This window comes from Priestia aryabhattai B8W22, from assembly GCF_000956595.1.
In the GTDB taxonomy this organism is placed as follows: Bacteria; Bacillota; Bacilli; order Bacillales; family Bacillaceae_H; genus Priestia; species Priestia aryabhattai.
This window is the reverse complement of sequence record NZ_JYOO01000020.1, coordinates 26156-43418: the sequence shown is the minus strand read 5'-3', so window position 1 is coordinate 43418 and position 17263 is coordinate 26156. Positions and strand designations below refer to the sequence as shown.

Annotated in this window: 18 protein-coding genes and 1 pseudogene; 11 read left to right on the top strand and 8 right to left on the bottom strand. The window is 34.2% G+C overall.

All coding sequences use genetic code 11. The annotated features are described in order from the left end of the window. Window positions 1-60: 60 nt before the first annotated feature. Both N178_RS16180 and N178_RS16175 read right to left on the bottom strand, forming a co-directional pair. Window positions 61-693 (bottom strand): TetR/AcrR family transcriptional regulator, encoded by a 633-nt coding sequence (locus N178_RS16180; protein WP_045293482.1) that lies wholly within the window; start codon window positions 691-693, stop codon window positions 61-63. Window positions 694-1204: 511 nt separating this feature from the next. Further along, on the bottom strand, window positions 1205-2020 hold the full coding sequence (locus tag N178_RS16175; RefSeq protein ID WP_045293480.1) for a DUF2935 domain-containing protein: 816 nt from the start codon (window positions 2018-2020) through the stop codon (window positions 1205-1207). Between the two features lie 164 nt (window positions 2021-2184). Between N178_RS16175 and N178_RS16170 the strand changes: the two genes are divergently transcribed. Further along, entirely contained in the window at window positions 2185-2664 is a 480-nt protein-coding gene (locus N178_RS16170; protein ID WP_045293478.1) for a hypothetical protein, read from the top strand. 265 nt (window positions 2665-2929) lie between these two features. Here the strand turns inward: N178_RS16170 and N178_RS16165 are convergent, their stop codons facing one another. Further along, on the bottom strand, window positions 2930-3163 hold the full coding sequence (locus N178_RS16165) for a hypothetical protein (protein WP_045293476.1): 234 nt from the start codon (window positions 3161-3163) through the stop codon (window positions 2930-2932). Between the two features lie 219 nt (window positions 3164-3382). Between N178_RS16165 and N178_RS27115 the strand changes: the two genes are divergently transcribed. The 5 genes from N178_RS27115 to N178_RS16145 all read left to right on the top strand — a co-directional run bounded on the left by N178_RS27115 (window position 3383) and on the right by N178_RS16145 (window position 7250). Further along, window positions 3383-3520: a hypothetical protein gene (locus N178_RS27115; RefSeq protein WP_165351633.1), complete on the top strand. Its 138-nt coding sequence runs from the start codon at window positions 3383-3385 to the stop codon at window positions 3518-3520. 310 nt (window positions 3521-3830) lie between these two features. Beyond that, window positions 3831-5009 carry an 8-amino-7-oxononanoate synthase gene (bioF, locus tag N178_RS16160; protein WP_045293474.1) on the top strand — a complete coding sequence of 393 codons (1179 nt, stop codon included), beginning with the start codon at window positions 3831-3833 and terminating at the stop codon, window positions 5007-5009. Continuing rightward, window positions 5006-5752, top strand: coding sequence for an alpha/beta fold hydrolase (locus N178_RS16155; RefSeq protein WP_045293473.1), 747 nt, complete (start codon window positions 5006-5008; stop codon window positions 5750-5752). The genes bioF and N178_RS16155 overlap by 4 nt, the downstream gene beginning before the upstream one ends. Next, window positions 5745-6569 carry a malonyl-ACP O-methyltransferase BioC gene (gene bioC, locus N178_RS16150; protein ID WP_045293472.1) on the top strand — a complete coding sequence of 275 codons (825 nt, stop codon included), beginning with the start codon at window positions 5745-5747 and terminating at the stop codon, window positions 6567-6569. Before N178_RS16155 ends, bioC begins: the two co-directional genes overlap by 8 nt. Before the next feature lie 429 nt (window positions 6570-6998). Further along, a complete protein-coding gene (locus N178_RS16145; RefSeq protein ID WP_045293471.1) occupies window positions 6999-7250 on the top strand; it encodes a YnfE family protein in 252 nt (83 codons plus the stop codon). 1078 nt (window positions 7251-8328) lie between these two features. On the opposite strand, the gene N178_RS16140 is transcribed toward N178_RS16145, so the two are convergent. Beyond that, entirely contained in the window at window positions 8329-9171 is an 843-nt protein-coding gene (locus N178_RS16140; protein WP_045293469.1) for a TrmB family transcriptional regulator, read from the bottom strand. Window positions 9172-9328: 157 nt separating this feature from the next. On the opposite strand from N178_RS16140, the gene N178_RS16135 reads away from it, so the two are divergent. After that, complete coding sequence (locus N178_RS16135; protein ID WP_045293467.1) at window positions 9329-10288, top strand: DMT family transporter; 960 nt, start codon at window positions 9329-9331, stop codon at window positions 10286-10288. 323 nt (window positions 10289-10611) lie between these two features. Here the strand turns inward: N178_RS16135 and N178_RS25530 are convergent, their stop codons facing one another. After that, entirely contained in the window at window positions 10612-10947 is a 336-nt protein-coding gene (locus tag N178_RS25530; RefSeq protein WP_052942409.1) for a hypothetical protein, read from the bottom strand. 386 nt (window positions 10948-11333) lie between these two features. On the opposite strand from N178_RS25530, the gene N178_RS16125 reads away from it, so the two are divergent. Then, entirely contained in the window at window positions 11334-12107 is a 774-nt protein-coding gene (locus N178_RS16125) for an alpha/beta fold hydrolase (protein WP_045293465.1), read from the top strand. Window positions 12108-12521: 414 nt separating this feature from the next. Further along, complete coding sequence (locus N178_RS16120; RefSeq protein ID WP_045293464.1) at window positions 12522-13322, top strand: DUF2935 domain-containing protein; 801 nt, start codon at window positions 12522-12524, stop codon at window positions 13320-13322. Window positions 13323-13535: 213 nt separating this feature from the next. Here the strand turns inward: N178_RS16120 and N178_RS16115 are convergent. Together N178_RS16115 and N178_RS16110 are read right to left on the bottom strand one after the other, a co-directional pair. After that, a pseudogene (locus N178_RS16115) lies at window positions 13536-14006 on the bottom strand (spore coat protein); the annotation flags it as partial. A 211-nt stretch (window positions 14007-14217) separates the two neighbouring features. Further along, window positions 14218-14397, bottom strand: coding sequence for a hypothetical protein (locus N178_RS16110; RefSeq protein WP_045293462.1), 180 nt, complete (start codon window positions 14395-14397; stop codon window positions 14218-14220). 600 nt (window positions 14398-14997) lie between these two features. On the opposite strand from N178_RS16110, the gene N178_RS27865 reads away from it, so the two are divergent. Continuing rightward, window positions 14998-15339, top strand: coding sequence for a TSUP family transporter (locus tag N178_RS27865; protein ID WP_272946337.1), 342 nt, complete (start codon window positions 14998-15000; stop codon window positions 15337-15339). 59 nt (window positions 15340-15398) lie between these two features. Then, window positions 15399-15734, top strand: coding sequence for a sulfite exporter TauE/SafE family protein (locus N178_RS27860; protein ID WP_337588887.1), 336 nt, complete (start codon window positions 15399-15401; stop codon window positions 15732-15734). A 281-nt stretch (window positions 15735-16015) separates the two neighbouring features. Here the strand turns inward: N178_RS27860 and N178_RS16100 are convergent, their stop codons facing one another. Then, complete coding sequence (locus N178_RS16100) at window positions 16016-17218, bottom strand: iron-containing alcohol dehydrogenase (RefSeq protein ID WP_045293460.1); 1203 nt, start codon at window positions 17216-17218, stop codon at window positions 16016-16018. Window positions 17219-17263 lie beyond the last annotated feature (45 nt).

Sequence of the window (17263 nt, the reverse complement as noted above, 5' to 3'; positions counted from 1 at the left end):
GTAGCTATGGTAAAGAAGAAAGATATTTATCCGCATTTGAACAAACTAAAAAATAAAGCTTCAGTAAGGAAGCTTTATTTTATTTTCTAAACCCGCCACTCGAATTGGCCCTAAAAGTGTTAGGCTGGTTAATTTATCAGCCATAAATGCAGGGCTAAATTTCATACCACTTTCTAACCAAGAACAAATGACGCCTATATGAGCTGATGTGATATAGCTAATCAGGATATCTTTAGGAATATCAAGTCCGTCCTCTGCTTCTCCAATCGAAGAGATTAGCTCTCCATACACTCTCTTTTTTACAATTTCCGTCATATGACTTCTAAATTGAGGCAATCCTCGATCACTTAGCATGACTTTAAAATAATCCGCGTGTTCGTAGATAAATTCAAAAAGCTTTAAAAAAGAAACAGATTCATCTTTTTCTTCTAGTTCTGAAGAATACTCATCATTTTGTCTAGGCTTCACCTTCTCGATCAGCTCTTCTAGAACTTCATTCATACTCTGCATGAGAAAATCTTGCTTATCTTGATAATGCAAATAAAATGTTCCCCGCGTTAATTCCGCCTTTTCCGTAATTTCCTGAATCGTAATGGCTGTGACGTCTTTCTCTTTAAGAAGTTCCACTAAAGCGTTTCTTAAGTATTTATTTGTTCTTTTTATCCTAGGGTCTACTTTTGCTTTTTTAGACATCGTTCGTCTCCTTGTGTACCTTTTATTGAGTGTCAGACATATAATTGTGACATGTATGGGTGCAGCCACTGTTTCTGATGATTGACTATTTAAACGATCTTGTACCATCAACACACATTCTGCACATGATGTAAACTAATGAACATTATGTATATTAAGTCTCACAAAATATAGCCAATCTGTCAATATCAAAAACGGATTAAGAACGAATCATTCGGCTGTTAGATATGGATGCGTGAGCTTGAGAGTGAAATCTTTTTTAAGGAAAGAAAAAGAACTGAAAGGTATAACTGGCGATGTAAAAAGTACTGGGGATTGGACCATTGAGGTAGCTTTTACATAGCAAACTAATTAAATACGCACCACACTCCTTTTACTTTCAATAATTAGTCCTCCTCCAGAAAGGTCTCCCCTCTAAAGTAGACCTTTCTTTTTTATATACATATAAATAAAGCTTACAGAAATATAAAGCAGGAGTGGATTTAGGCCCTATGAAATGTTTTAGCTTATCTTAAAGATAGGAAACTCTTCTTAATGAGCATTGGTTGGCTTCTTGCTGCAATTCGGGAGCATAATAACTCAATTTTTTAATAAAATAACAAGTCTCAGGAAAATGATGTATCAGAAACCTTAACGTTTCCTTATTTAAAAGCTTGTTCTCCTTGTATTTTTCGGTCATAGCATAAACAAACTGGCTCATCTCAATAGTTGTTTTCCCCACTTCTAAAGCAAATTCTGTTTGTCTTGCAAAACCTGGCTGCTTAAATCGCAAATACCCCTTTAAATGATGATTTTGTACAATGAATGCCTGAAATTTTCCGATATATAAATCTGCTTGTTTAGATATCATAATCTCAATCGGATCAAGCAGGTTTTTAAACAAAACGGCATGTCCAAGCTGATCTTCCAGCCATAAATCCATTAATTTGACTAAGCTAAGAGGAACCGGCTCCTTTCCTTTTACTAGATAAGATAAAAATCTTAAATATTCCTGATTTTCACTTAACGTACCATTAAGATAGGTTGGAGATAAGTTTAGATTCACTTCGTTTTCAATTCGAAGAGCCTGAAGAGACCCTTCAAAATCAAAATACCCTTTGGCAATTGACCAGGCCTTTCTCGAGAATTCTATTAATGCAGGATCGTTATGCATAACATCAGGGGATAAATAGTTCAGTCGTTTTAGCAAGTCATCAAACAAATGAATATATTGCTTAGCTGTTTGGACGTATTCGACTTCCTTCACCGATAAGTGATCGCGTACAAAATAACCATGGTCCTGAATTATTTCTAACCAAAATAAATGTTCCTCCCATAATGAAATCATTACTAGCTCTCCCTTCGGTTTCCTTACTACTACATGTTTATTAGAAGCTTTAGAAGAAATGAACCAAAGTAATAAAAAACAGGATCTCTTATTTCATCACATAAACACTCATGAAAAAGGGAATATATATACATATCCATATTTTTGAAAAGGGAGACTATCACTTGAAGAAAAATGATAAATTACTACTTATTTTAATGACGATTTTACCTTGGTTTAGTGTTCCGTTTATTGGAGGAAAGACTCTGAAAAGATTCCTTCCAGGAAGCATTTTTATGAGTTTGTATCTTATTGCAGAAGGCAGGTTTGCAGAGAAGAAAAAATGGTGGTGGTTTCCTTACTCAATCAAGCCGAATGTTCTAGCAGAATTACCATTGATATTTGGTCCTTTTTTCGTTGGATCTTTGTGGATATTAAAATATACTTACGGAAAGTTCAACTTATATCTTTTAGTAAACATACTTATTGATTCCTTTTTTACTTACTTCGGATTAAAATGGTTAAAAAAAATAGGATATGTCTCTTTAGCCCGGTTGACTAGATTTCAGTTATCCCTTGTTTTTTTAATAAAAACGTTTGTGCTGTACGGGTTTCAGATTGTTTATGAAAAGTGTTACTCTCTATCAAAGAATTCGTCCTTATAAATTTTGCAGTCTAAGATAAAAAAACAAAACAAAATGTCTATAAACGGGCGTATATTAAAGAAAAACATTAATGAAATAGATACTGATTGCTAAGTGGAATTATGATTTTTTAGATACTATGCAGCTACCTTAGTAAGCTAACGAATCATATGCCTTAAGGCTTAAAAAGAGTGAAAACAAGGTTAAATAAAAAAGAAGTCGCCTTTTGGTAACTTCTTTTTTCTATTATGCCTGTGTAGTTAAAACAAAAAATAAATAAGTTTTTTTATTTTTCACTATCTTCATCAGCAGGTTTTCGTTTATGTTTTTCGCTAATAATTCTCTTGTTCAGTATCCTTACCTCACCCACCATTAGCAGCCTCATATCTTTTACAATATATTTAGTCAATTCTTCATCAGAGATATCATCACCATCAATATCAAGACGAAATTCCTGCCCTTGTATTCCACCGCCATTAGTAAAATCGACTTCAAAGTCAAAAATGACCCTTTTATCCATGTCTAATCCACCTTACTTTGTTTTAATTATCTAATATATATTCGGCTAAAGAAAACAAATTCCCGACCTAACTATCTAAGGAAGCATATTGTCTGATAAGTCTCGATAAAAGAACTTTTAAGTCCTAGAATGTTATTTAAAAAAAGACGATGGCTTGAATAAGCTCCGCTCTATTAACTCATCTTAACAATGTAACTAACTTTGAAAGGAGATTTAAAAATGAGTCAGAAACGCGATAAAGGCAATAGTCAAAAAGGCAAACCAAATAGCAATACGGTAGATCCAGTAATCGCAGCAGAAGATGTGGAAAAAGCAATTTTTCCAACTAACAAGCCTCCGGGCAACGCAAAACCTTAAATGAAAATTAAAGCTGTATTATTAGCTGCCTATTTGGCAGCTTTTTCATTAAGAAAAGAAGTTAATTAATAAATACGAGTAGTGAACAAAGTATGGATTCTTAAGGTTTTATTTAAGTAACGAAATAAGGCTGCATGTCTACTCATGAGATTAAAAAAATGAACTGAAGCAGGCTATGTAGAGACAATTATCTAGTATCTCTTCTTTAAATTATTTTATCTTGACACTGTTTTAAAGGCATGATTAGATATAATTGTTAACTATATAAATAATAAAGTTAACATATTTTATTTTCGGTGGTGAAAGTGTATTGGATTGGGAAGAAGATATTAAGAGAGAACTTGCCTATTTAGATGAAATTTTTCAAAAACGGCGCCTCGTTACTACAGAATTTGCTGAACAACCATGGCTTACAGTCAATGGACAAAGGATGTTGAACCTTGCCTCTAATAACTATTTAGGCTACGCAGGAGATAATGGGCTGAAGAAAACAATGAGTGATGCTGTGATGACGTATGGAATAGGAGCAACAGCTTCACGCTTAATAGTAGGAAATCACTCTCTTTATGAAAAAGCAGAAAAAGCACTTGTTAATTGGAAGAAAGCTGAGGCAGGACTTATTATCAATAGTGGTTATAATGCAAACCTAGGAATCATCTCAGCCTTGGTTCCGCGTAATGGCTTCATCTTCAACGATAAGTTAAATCATGCAAGTATCATTGATGGGGCCCTGCTAAGCCGTGCAAAGCTGCAACGCTATCGCCATAACGATATGAACCACCTAGAAAATTTATTAAAAAAAGTTCCCTTAGAGTCACGGAAGTTAATTGTAACAGATACTATTTTCAGTATGGATGGTGACTTTGCCAAGCTCAAGGAGCTTGTTAAGTTAAAAGAGCAATATAACGCACTACTAATGATTGATGAAGCTCATGCAAGCGGTGTATACGGAAAAAATGGTGAAGGATATGCGCATTTTCTTGATCTGCAAGATAAAATTGATATTCAAATGGGAACGTTTAGTAAAGCACTAGGCTCATTTGGAGCTTATGTTACCGGAAAACAGTGGCTGATAGATTATCTTAAAAATAGAATGCGAGGATTCATTTATTCAACCGCTCTTCCCCCTGCTATACTCGGTGCAATAACGGCTGCAATTGAAAAGGTACAACAAGACACAGAGCGTCGCACACTTCTTCAACAACATGCACTATTTTTCAGAAGAGCACTTACATATGAAGGATTCAACACATGCAAAAGTCAGTCTCAAATTATTCCAATCTTGACGGGAGAAAACAAAAGAACCATGCAGTTTGCAGCGCGTTTACAGAAAGAAGGAATTGCTGCTATTGCAGTTAGGCCCCCTACTGTTCCTGAAAACAAAGCAAGAATTCGTTTTACTGTAACAGCAGATCATACTCGAGAAGATTTAGAGTGGGCCATAAAAAAAGTTTCTCTAATTGGAAAAGAAATGAGTGTGATTCAATGAAACCATCCACTATTATAATATTTCCCGGATGGGGAATGGAAAAAGCAGCGTTTCACCCACTCATAAAATCATTGTCAACTATATGTAACGTTTTGTGTACAGACTGGAGAGGTGTAAAAGAACTAAGTGACTTTAGAGAACGAGCAATGCAATTGCTTACTTCCACTCAAGGTACTGTTTATTTAATGGGTTGGTCATTAGGTTCCCTTGTAACGCTTGAACTTGCAAGTTTATACCCTAACAAGATAGAAGGACTCATATTAATTGGCGGAACTAGTCGCTTTACAAACGACGTGCATAATACATTTGGATGGGAGCAACGCATCGTTGAACGTATGAAGAAACAACTACAGCGTAATAAAGAAAAAACACTTACTGCATTTTATAACGCTATGTTCACTAAATCTGAAAAAGAAGAGAAATTTCATCAGCAATTTATGGAATTTGCTCAGCGTAATTATCAAGGAGACAGTACGCATTCCCTCCTTACAGGGCTGAATTATTTACTCCAACAAGATGTTAGAATGCAACTCAATCAAATTCAAACTCCTTGTTTGTTGATTCATGGAAGAGATGATCAAATATGTTTACCTGAGTCTTCTTCCTTCATAGCTGAAAGGATTGGTGGAAAAGCGCAGCTGTGTATCCTAGAAAAAGCTGGCCATATTCCTTTTTTTACGAAGCCTCAGCAGTGCACGCAGCTTATAGAGAAATTTCTCGAAAAGGAGCTCATTTATGATTAATAAGCAACTTTTAAAGAAAAGGTTCAATAATCACGCTAAAACTTATGATGCTTATGCCGATGTACAAAAAAGCATGGCAAACCAGTTAATAGATCAGCTTTCCACTAATTTCTTCAACCAGGAAATAACGATTCTTGAAATTGGCTGCGGCACGGGTTATTTAACACAATTATTGTGCAAAAACTTTCCTAAGGCTGCTATTACAGCAGTTGATTTGTCATCAGGAATGATTGAGTTAGCAAAGAAAAAAGTAACGGAAGATCGAGTTTCTTTCATATGCGGAGATATCGAGGAACTAAGGATAGAAAGACATTATGACCTTATTATTTCGAATGCAACATTTCAGTGGTTTAATAGTCTTCATACGACAATAAAAAAATTGTATAAACAACTTAAGCCTGCAGGCAGCCTGCTATTTTCAACCTTTGGTAATCGTACATTTCAAGAGCTTCATTCATGCTACAGTCATGCGAAACAAAAGCTTGGTCTTTTCAGTAACAGTTCACCTGGCCAATCGTTTTTTTCTCTTGAAGAGTTGTCTCAAATTTGTGAACAAGCATTAGTTCCATTGAGAGAGCATCCATTTAAACTATCAAAAATGGAGAAACTAGAGGTTCAATACTTTCCGACCGTTCAGGCATTTTTTACATCAATAAAAAAAATTGGAGCAAGTAACAGTAACGAGGAAAGCTACTGTCAACGCCCTTCATTTTTTCGTGAATTAATCAATCTATATGAAACCGATTATCGTAATGAGAACGGAATAAAAGTAACCTATCATTGTTTAATATTTAATGTGACAAAAACGAACCAATAGCCAATCCTGCCCTGGTTACTCTCTAGAAGTGATGGATTGCAGCTAAATTAAAAAGCGTCATACAAGAAAGTATTTTATATAAAATCTCGTATCATCTTATATCAATTTCTATGTGAAAGAGCACGTTTCTTCATACTGTTATTTTGTTTAATAAGTTTTTGCTCAACCGCCTTTCCTATTTCACATATAAATTTAAGAAAATAACACATACTATAAGCAATCCGCCGTTCCCTTTGTGGGTGAATGGTCTCTCCTTTCAATAAAGAGTTTTTTCGAAAAGCACCCTCTATGGGTGTTTTCGTCTTTTTAAATGTATAATTTTGAAGGGTTAATCCAATATTTATAAAGGAAGAGTGCCACTTTACCTTCCCCGATGTTTCATATTTTTGCCCTATGTGTTACTTCAAAAATGTAAGGAGAATGATAAGCGTGGAAGAATTAAGACAGTATGTTGATGTTGTTAAAAAAAATATTGAAACCATGAAAGCTCCTGATTACGAAGGGAAAGAGAGGGATTTAGAAAACCAGCAAAAGCAACTAGAGCAGTATGAGCGATACCTCAAAGCAGAAAGTATCTCACCTGAAGGTTTTGATAGAATTGTGGATGCTGCTGTAGGTTATGCATCTAAAGATATCTCTTTTTCAGAGCTAGAAGAAATGTATAATCAATTAACGAAATAGTACTCTGATAATGGATGTTTGTTGAATTACTTTAAATACGTATAACTACAACAAAACGAGCATGTCCTGTAACTACTCAGCCTCCTCCCTTTGCTGACGAATCGCTTCTCCTTTAACACGTTAAGTTTATAAAAACGCTCGCCTCCACGGGTGCTTTTTGTTTTAAGGTATAATTCTTATGAAAGCAGTAATAGAATTTTTTAGCTAACTCCTTTCAGGTGGCTAGTGTTTACGTTATGTAATTGCCACCAATTAAAAAAAACCAATTGATCTTTTTTATGAATTAATTTGATTTTAACTATATTTTAATATACGCTCACTATTTGGGGATTATAATGGAATTACCACGTGATTATCTTTCTTTTAACTTGCTTTTTACCTTGAGCAAGTCTTTTTGTATTTATCGTTTCAACTTTTTCAAAGAAACATCATGCTACAATTAATTTTCACACACGTTATCTTGCATTAAGGACACTTTCCTCAATAGAATGCTGCCCTTTCTTATACGTTTACGGACAATGTATTTAAATCAAATTATAAGATGTTAAAGTAATTATTAAAATGCCACCTATTGTTTGCAGGACAGGTGGATTGTTAATATAGAATGCGGGCTTTTTTATACATGCTCTTTCCTTTCAGCTATCCAAAGAATGTAGTCATATCAACGATCTATAAAAACCTCATAATCTAAAAAAGAATACTTGGAAAAATATTACTTCTCCAAGAATTCTTTTACTTAATCAGTTCTTTTAAGAATGATTTCAGATATTTGATTTAATCCCTCGCTCGTTTGATCATCATGATCTCTCATCATCTAATCTCCTTATAAGATTACCACTATCATTTTCCACTTTATTAAGAATTACGTTTTTGATTTGATAATATCAAGACAGAGTTCATTTCACCGTCTAACATAAGTTATTATGGTCATCTTCAAGGTCTCAGGAAATAAATGTCCTTATTAACCATGAAGACATCCCCTATACGAAGTTAGTTTGCGTAAAACATGTTACAGCTAGCAATAACGGTGACTATAATAAGTAACTTTATTATGAGCATATATATGCATTAATACTGGCTATTTAATCAAACCTAATTTTGCTGCTACACTATAACCTGATGAGTTAAATTTAAATCGATTACGAAGTTCAATAAGGTTCGGACCAAAGCTTGACTCTAGGATTCCTCGATGTTTTTTCATCATTTCATAGATATACAAGTCGTGAATGATAACTTCTGTAATTGGCATAACTAATCCCGGATGCATCGTCCAGGCAGCACGGCTGTCCTTACCAAGTGATAATATACCTGCAACTACTTCTCGATCATCAGCACTTAGAACAATCCATCGTCCCCCATATTCATTGGTTATTTCTTCGCTTGCATCATGCTGATGAACCTGCGCAAAATCAAATACTAAATCTCCATAGGACACAATTAAAATTTCTACACCTCTTTTGGCTGCTGCTTGTAATTCTTCTTTTAGTTCCTGGGCATCTTCTGCCCATATTTCCAATAAAATACGCCCTGTAGCTTCTTTTATAGCTTCCTTTGTACGATTTAGTATAGGCTCATAACCTGTAATGTTCCAGATGTTTTCTCTATTTAAAGATACATAAGAATAATTTTCAAGAGCTTCTTCAGCTACTTCAAACGAGGATTCAGCTTTACGTTTTTTCAAGTTGATTAATTCATTAGGAGGTAACGGTGTATATAGAGCGGGATTTTCATGACTGATCATGACTTCTCCCCGATCCACTAGTCCCCCTAATACTTCATAAATTTTAGATCTGGGCACTCCAGAATTTAATGAAATAGCATACCCTGAAAGAGGAGATTTTTCTAGTAAAGCTAAATATGCTTTTGCCTCATATTCAGTAAAATTTACATCTTTCAAAATTTTTATTATATCTAGTGTCATGATTGGTCCTCCTTGATAATACCCGGATAGAGTCAATAATTTTAAACTAAGTATACCATTAGTACCCTTGACAGTTTGGATTAAAAATTATAATTTAATTTTAGACGCTACAAAAGTAGCTACTATATATTTTTTAATACTGCTTGGAGGTGTAATAATGGATACAATGATAGCGAAACATCAAGAAAGCTTAACAACAAGAAAGGTTAGAAGAGGAAATGGTTTATACATAAGTGCTTCCGTAATAGCCGTCCTTTTATGGAGTACATCGTTTGTTGGGACAAAGATAGCCTATACCTCTTTTCCACCCCTTACACTAGGAGCGGCTCGTTTTGTTATAGCTGCTGTTATTTTAGGATTTATTCTCTTAATCAGGAAAGATAAAATAAAGCCTTCATTCAAAGATATAGGGTTAATGTCTATAAGTGGTGTACTAGGTACTACCCTTTATTTTTCTCTGGAGAACATAGGAGTTGAACTAACAACAGCATCGAATGCCGCTATTATTGTAGCGTCGTACCCTGCTATAACGGTTTTAATGGAATTTCTCTTTTTTAGAAAAAAGACATCATGGGTAAAGGCCATAGGAATTGGAGTAGCGATGATAGGTGTATATCAAATATCCTATAGTCCTGAAACTCAGACAGATGATAAACAATTGATTGGCAATATTATATTAATTGTGGCAGGTTTTATTTTTGCTCTCTATAACTTCACAACTCGTAAAGTTGTCAAAAAATATTCCATGATTACTATCTCTTTTTATCAAACTTTGGCGGGAGCCATTACGTTTATTCCATTAGCCCTTATAGAGAAGTCAAGTTGGCAAACACCAGATATAAGATCATTTCTAACCCTATTGTATCTAGGCGTTTTCTGTTCGGTTATCGCTTTTTTATTATATAATTTTGGATTACGCAAATTATCTTCTAGTTCTGCCATGACTTTAATGAATCTTGTTCCTATTTTTGGTGTATTATTTTCTGTTCTGCTGCTTAATGAAGTAGTTGGCATAAACCAATTTATTGGCGGAGTCATTGTCCTTTTGGGTGTGGTTTTAAGCATGAAGGAAACGAGTAAAAAGTATAAACCTAAAAAAAGTCCTCAGTCAAAGTAGGGCTTTTTTATTTCCAATAATATAATAAGAGATATAGTAACTAAAAAAGCCGCAAACTCATTGACCTAGTCATTGAGTTTGCGGTGATAAATGCTTCTGTTTTATTTATCAAAGCTGATATCTTCCAATACCTTCATAGAAGCCTTCATATCAACTACACCCAGTTCAGGTTCACACATAACATCCTCGCTTATCGCTTTAGCAAACGACCAGCCTTCCCTTTTCATTTTTTCTCTTACTTTTAAATCACAGCTTTTCAGGTGAAGGTAAGGTAAGGTAAGGTAAGGTAAGGTAAGGTAAGGTAAGGTAAGGTAAGGGATTGGCTAATAATGTTTGTGCATAAAAGCAACTGGATCTCCATCTGCATATGCATGATGGCCTGTGTCTAAACAAAGGTTAATATCGGTATCATTTAACAGCTTTTCAATTTGTTCTTCTGTTTCTACATGACTTTGGGCATTTGGATGGAAAACTACCCCTAGACTGTAGTTTGTTCTGACATGGTCACGTATCTTTATAATATTTTTTATAAATTTGCTCGATTCTACCTCATTTAAGAACTGAAGTCTAATCAATTCGCCAGAAAAAAGATCCGTATAACAATCATCAATTAAAACGACATATTTAGCGCTTTCAAACCGAAGCTGAAGTTCAGACATATCATCTAGTAAAGCAATGAGCTCCTCTGTTTTACTAGATGAAGTAAGCTCTCCTACTAGAGTGGTCGCGGTTAATTCAAGGCTTCTTTTCTCTAGTTCTTCTTTTATTGACTGGAAGGAGATGGTCTTTTTCTATTTTTAAACTGTATATAATATATAAATTTAGTCAGGATACTCACAATTATTAGAAATAAGACAACAAATACACTTAACAATGAATAAAGCACGGAAACTTGATCAAACTATTGAATAAATGGAGAGGTGTTCACTCTCAATTTCTCATTGTGTACTATAAGCAACCTATGAAAAGAGCTTCCCTTAGGCAGACTGGGGAAGTTTTTCTCTTTATATGATATATTTCATACATTTTTTTGGAGTGAAAAATAATGACTTTTATTGAAACAAACACTAATCACTATCTGTATTATGAAGAGTATGGACAAGGCGCCCCTGTCATCTTTATTCATCCCCCTGGACTTGGATATAAAGTATTTCAATATCAAAACGAGTTATCCAAACATATGAGAGTCATCTTTCCAGATTTAAGTGGTCATGGAAGAAGCTCAAAACCTAAACAGCCTGTATCAATTTCTTTTTATGCAAACGAGTTAGTACGTTTTATGGATTCGCTGCATCTAGACAAGGTGATTATATGTGGTTACTCTGCTGGTTGTCTAATTGCTCAAGAGCTAGCTATTCATTATGGCCATCGAATTGAATTATTAATACTTTCAGGAGCTTATCCTATAGTAAGAGATGTACCTGGACGGCTATTACATAAAACAGGAATGTATATGGTAAAAGAACATCGGAATATACTAATAACAAGCCTTGCTATAAGTCATACTCGAGACAAAACATTAAGAAAGAATCTAGTTAGTTACATGAGGAAATCAGACCAGGAATCCTGGTATCAGTATTATAATCACTCATTACACTATAACTGTGTAGACAAGCTTCATCGCTTAACGATGCCTTTATTGTTTATATATGGTGGAAAAAAGGATTGGACTGCTCACTATATGAAAGAGTATAAAAATAAGTGTAAGCATGCTGAATTCTTTGTTTTACCCGATCAAGGTCACCAACTGCCTACCAAACAGTGGACTCAGTTTAATGAGTTAATTACAGGATTTGTTTTAAATAGATCTCATTTATAAACCAAAGCAAAAAACCCTTTCTATAAGTGTTTTTTAACTATTATAAAATACATAACAAACAGAAAAAACTACTGAGCTTAATCAGCGGTTCTTCTGTTTGTTGAAAGGTAGTTATAGTGGTGATCTAGTTTGCTTAAATGATTATAAATTAGAAAGCCTACTGATACGGAATGAATCAGTAGGCTTTTCCTTTAGCGTATTGTCCACTTGAAGCAATGAGGATGAGAGAATCTTTTTCTACTTTACTCTTATAATCGGAAATAAAAAATGAAATATAACTGTTTTTTATAAAATGTATTTTGGTTTTGATAAAACATTCACCTTAAATGTGCTAGATTTTCTCTTATATATTAATATAAATAGGTTTTCTTTAATATGTATGGACAGTGACGATCTTATTAAAGGAGGAAAACAATGAATAGTAGCTTTACTCAAAATGCAATTTTTGAACATACATTTTGGATTCAAATTTTGAAAGACCATTCCCAATTTATCTTAGATGCCTTGGCTGAAAAAGAGCAAGAAGAAATACAGATGGCTAAAACTTTCATCCAAACTTTTAATAGTTTGTTAGAAGAAGTTAAAGCAGAGCATAACAACCTGGAAAGCATTACAATGAAAGCCAAAGCTCAAACAATAGCACTCAAAGAATTTAAACTTTCCTTATTAAGAAAGCACTTAACAACTGACTTTACGATTCACCTTACACCTACTTTTCTAAACCATATGGTCAATGAGCTGGATGAGTATTTATTAATTCTTAGCTACTTAGGACAACAACAAATTCCACCCATCTTTCACGAGCTTCACCATCATTTATTATGGATATTAGATGCTGCGGGACATGCTGGAGCTATTTCCGATAGTCTTGATGCAGTAGAAAAGCAACTAAAACAAAAGAGTATGCAATTTTCCACCCATTTTGAACATTTTTATCTGAAGGCCGTAGAATTAACTGGTTATTTAAGAACGAACCTTGAATCCTTTCCAGCATTAAAGAAAATGAACAAAGACGTTAAGTTAGAAATAGAGTTATTTCAAGTATTTCTTCATGAGATCGAAGAATTAGAACTATCAAACGAAATGCTTAGTACATTTTCTGCTTTAATGGCCGATCATATGATGAGGGAAGAATGCTACTATTTAACTAAGTTAGCGCAATCAACGAATACTGCAAAACCATCGTGTGACCCTACGTCATCTCATTATAAATAGGTGCCAATTTTACTCTTTATATTTGTGAACGATTTAAACGGAGAAATATATCTGATTTTATAAGAAAAGCTATCCTTTTGATTATTTTACAAAAAGGATAGCTTTGAAATGCTTGAGCACTATTACTTCTTCTTCATTCGGTGAAGATTCGAAATATCAAGTTTCCAGCACTATAAAATGAATCACTCTTACGTTATAATTACTTCTTTTATATTAATGAGTGGTATTATTATTTGGCATTTGCGGTTTACCTTGAGCAGGTTCAAATGCATTTACCATTTTCTTCATATCTTGTTGAGCAAGCTGTGATACTTGGTAATAATGGTGTTTGTTTTGATAGAGAGAAATTTCATACGCCATCTCAATGCAATTTGGAACAGCATCAGCTAACACACGGCTTACAACAGGAGTGGTTGTTTCAAGAGCCGCCATCGGTTTCATAGGTACCGATGCTTTTACAGCACCGAGCATAAGGCTAGAAATACACTCATCTGTCATTTCTGACGCAGATTGGAATGATTTCTTAGACTGAGAAGGCTTAAGTCCATATACAAAGTCATTGCCTTGATTCTTTTTATAACTCTGTGTAGGTGTTGAAGGGTTTTGTCCTGTTTTGAAACATTCTACAGCTGTATTATATTCCTGTTGCATAAATTGAAATTGGCGATTCAGGATATCCCTTAATAAAAGAAGAACTTTATTCATATTTCTAACCTATAATGATGAAGATGCAGCAAAAAAGCCCTCGAAATAAATTTCAAGGGCTTAATATATGGAGTGAGAAATACCTTATAAGATATTATCCTCTATGGAGTAAGATATTTCTATAAGAAAAAAATGTATATAATCTTTGTTATCATAACTAAGATGGTTCAGGATATCAAAAGAAACTTTTCTATTCTTTCTCGTTTCGTGGCACAGTATTAGAAGCCATAGAAATGTCTCCGGTATAATACTTGTGCGGATAAGGATCAGAAGGCTTTATTGTAAACTCTTTCTCAGATTTATCTAATTCGGCTTCAGCTGGATTGTTCTCTAATACCTGTTCTAAATCATTTGATTGATTATTACCCATATAAAATCCCTCCTTTTAACTAAACAATGCTCATTAAGAATAAGTTTTTTTAACAACCTAGATATAAATGTTATTTTTGTTTATACTTTCTTATGCCTTTTCTTCATTTAATATATATTCCAAATCAATATTTATTACTTTTTTAAAGTTATGAACGATTTATTTGTACCTGTAAATCACATTATGATAAGTAAAGGTGGATAAGATATACACCTTTAAAACAGAAAAACCACTGGGCTTAATCAGTGATTTTTCTGTTTTTTGAAGGGTATTCATAAAGTGATGATTTATCCATCTTGGATAGTTTGCCCAGGAAATAAAACTAATATGTATTAACCCCTCTTCTACCTAGCGTTGGAACTATTCCTTGTAAATCTGAGGAAATTAAATTTAGCTTTGTTGATAAATGTTCATTCCGTGCAGATGTAAGCATTTAGGAAAAAATGATTATATTGACTAGGTTGACAGATCATATACATTTAGAAAAACAGTATACAAATAAGAACCTTTTGCCAGAAATAAATAAGAAACATTACTTGATGTTCTAAAGAATAAAATTAGTATATCTCAATGATTAACCAATAAGGGGAAAGCATAGATATGTTAGAAGAATTAATTCTTATTTGGTCTATTTTATTCATAGGAAGCTTTATTCAAGGAGCAAGTGGATTCGGTTTTGGATTATTCTCAATGGGTTTTTTGCCTCTTTTTCTGACTTTAAAAGACAGTACACTATTGGTTTTAGCTTTGACCGTTGTGATTTCGCTTACGATTTTATTTCGTTTTTTTAAATTAATTAATTGGAGAAACATAACTATTATTTTAATAGGAGCTTTGACTGGTCGTGTATGTTCATTTTATTTTCTAAATACATATGGAGATATGGACTGGGTAAAAAAATACTTGGTTTCATTCTTATTGCAATGGTTATTTATCTGCTAACTACAAAAGAGAAAACAACTTGATCACCTCTTTATAAAAAAGTTCCTTTCACCGTATTTATCGGTTTAATAGGTGGTTTTATTGGAGGAGTATTTGCGGTTGGGGGACCATTTTTTACTTTTTATTTTCTAATGCGTTATAAAGAAAAAAATGAATACAATGCAAATCTCCAAGCTTCTTTTATTATTACAAACGGTTTTACTTTAACTTTGCATGGAATAAACGGAGATTATAATCCTTCTTTTTGGCTCTATTTACTACCTAGCCTATTTGTTATATTGATTGGGACTAAATTAGGACTTCGATGGTTTGAGCATCTGCCACGTACACTTATTAAAAAGTTAGTATGTATTATTATCCTGATTTCTGGAGTACTTTTGCTGATTAACACATAAAGAAGTGAAAGAAATGAAAAAAGAATATTATTTTCATTTCTTTGGTTAAACAAAAAGACCTTCTTTTGTTAGAAGGTCTTTTCTGTGCTGATAAATAACGTTATGTGAAATATAAATATATGGCTTACACATAGAAAAGCAGGCTAAGGTCTGCTTTCTTAACTGTGATATTGATTCTTTTCAGAGAGTAGAAACAATGCCATGAAGATACTGTTTATAAATTGGCTTCCAATCGTTAGACACAGCCTGACAATTGGAAGCCAGTATTTAATCTTTATCTTTTAATTCAAGCTCTCTACTCCAGAATCCCAATTTCTATCTACACGGTCAAAGTAAGCTTGTTCAAGAATTTGCATATAATCAGCCTCCGTAATTAAACGGACGTTACTTGATGTTGAGTTGTTTTGCATGGCCAACCTTACAATGCGCGGAAAGTCTTCTTTCTTTACACCCTCTAAATCTTTCAATTTAGGAATGTTTAATGATTCTGTTAATTCTATAATCCCTTGAATTAATTTTTCAACAGCTATTTCATCAGAATCTGAATCCTTAGCAAAGTTCATATACCTTGCTAATGTAGCATGCAGCTGCTTGTTCTCCATGGAATTGAACCTTAATACATATGGTAAAAATACTGCGTTGGCAACTCCATGCGGGGTATCATAAAGTCCTCCAAGCGCTTCTGCTAAGCAGTGTACTGAAGCAACATCTGCAGATCCAAAACAAAGGCCAGCTAAGAGACTTCCTTCCAGCATATCTTGACGAGCGGTTTCATTTTTACCATCGAGGAAAACGATAGGCAATGCCGAAACAATGGTTCTCATTGCTTGAGCCCCAAGTGCTTGCGAAATAGGATTTGTTACTTTGCACGTATAACCTTCAATCGCATGAACGAGTGCATCAATACCAGTAGCAGCAGTAACAGAAGGCGGAAGACTTAATGTTAGTTCAGGATCAAGAATCGCCAAAACAGGTCTTAATGTACTATGTTTGAGGGTCATCTTTCGGTGTGTAGATGCTTCCGTAATAACGGCAGAACGAGTAACTTCTGAGCCCGTACCTGAAGTAGTCGGGATACAAATAACTGGTGCAATGTTTGTATATAGGAGTCGGCCGTCTGCATAGTCAGATGGTTCCCCGCCGTTTGGACCGCACAGTGCAATAGCTTTTCCTGTATCCATTGCACTTCCGCCGCCAACGGCAACAACTACATCTGCACCAAATTCACGAAATAATTTAGCACCTGCTAAACAATTTGTATCTCGAGGGTTTTGTTCAATCGAGTCGAATAAAAGCACTCGGTAACCGGAATTCTCCAGCGCAGCTTTAATAGGTGAAACTAGTCCCGCATGAACCACACCTGGATCACTCACGACTAAAATTGATGAACCAATTTTTAAAGATGTTAGCATTTCTGGTAATTCTCTAGCTTTCCCCATCCCTACCTCAATTTGAGTAGAACAATAATAGTTATAGAATTTCATTTATACTCCTCCCATTGTCTAAAATTAAATACTTATCTTAAGAAG

Bases quoted from the DNA above. Each gene is read 5' to 3' on its own strand.
- N178_RS16135 (WP_045293467.1), top strand. From the start codon at position 9,329: ATGGATACAATGATAGCGAAACATCAAGAAAGCTTAACAACAAGAAAG.
- N178_RS16110 (WP_045293462.1), bottom strand. From the start codon at position 14,397: ATGGGTAATAATCAATCAAATGATTTAGAACAGGTATTAGAGAACAAT.
- N178_RS16175 (WP_045293480.1), bottom strand. From the start codon at position 2,020: ATGATTTCATTATGGGAGGAACATTTATTTTGGTTAGAAATAATTCAG.
- bioC (WP_045293472.1), top strand. From the start codon at position 5,745: ATGATTAATAAGCAACTTTTAAAGAAAAGGTTCAATAATCACGCTAAA.
- N178_RS16125 (WP_045293465.1), top strand. From the start codon at position 11,334: ATGACTTTTATTGAAACAAACACTAATCACTATCTGTATTATGAAGAG.
- N178_RS27865 (WP_272946337.1), top strand. From the start codon at position 14,998: ATGTTAGAAGAATTAATTCTTATTTGGTCTATTTTATTCATAGGAAGC.
- N178_RS16180 (WP_045293482.1), bottom strand. From the start codon at position 693: ATGTCTAAAAAAGCAAAAGTAGACCCTAGGATAAAAAGAACAAATAAA.
- N178_RS16120 (WP_045293464.1), top strand. From the start codon at position 12,522: ATGAATAGTAGCTTTACTCAAAATGCAATTTTTGAACATACATTTTGG.
- N178_RS16155 (WP_045293473.1), top strand. From the start codon at position 5,006: ATGAAACCATCCACTATTATAATATTTCCCGGATGGGGAATGGAAAAA.
- N178_RS16140 (WP_045293469.1), bottom strand. From the start codon at position 9,171: ATGACACTAGATATAATAAAAATTTTGAAAGATGTAAATTTTACTGAA.
- N178_RS16100 (WP_045293460.1), bottom strand. From the start codon at position 17,218: ATGAAATTCTATAACTATTATTGTTCTACTCAAATTGAGGTAGGGATG.
- N178_RS16165 (WP_045293476.1), bottom strand. From the start codon at position 3,163: ATGGATAAAAGGGTCATTTTTGACTTTGAAGTCGATTTTACTAATGGC.
- N178_RS27115 (WP_165351633.1), top strand. From the start codon at position 3,383: ATGAGTCAGAAACGCGATAAAGGCAATAGTCAAAAAGGCAAACCAAAT.
- N178_RS25530 (WP_052942409.1), bottom strand. From the start codon at position 10,947: ATGTCTGAACTTCAGCTTCGGTTTGAAAGCGCTAAATATGTCGTTTTA.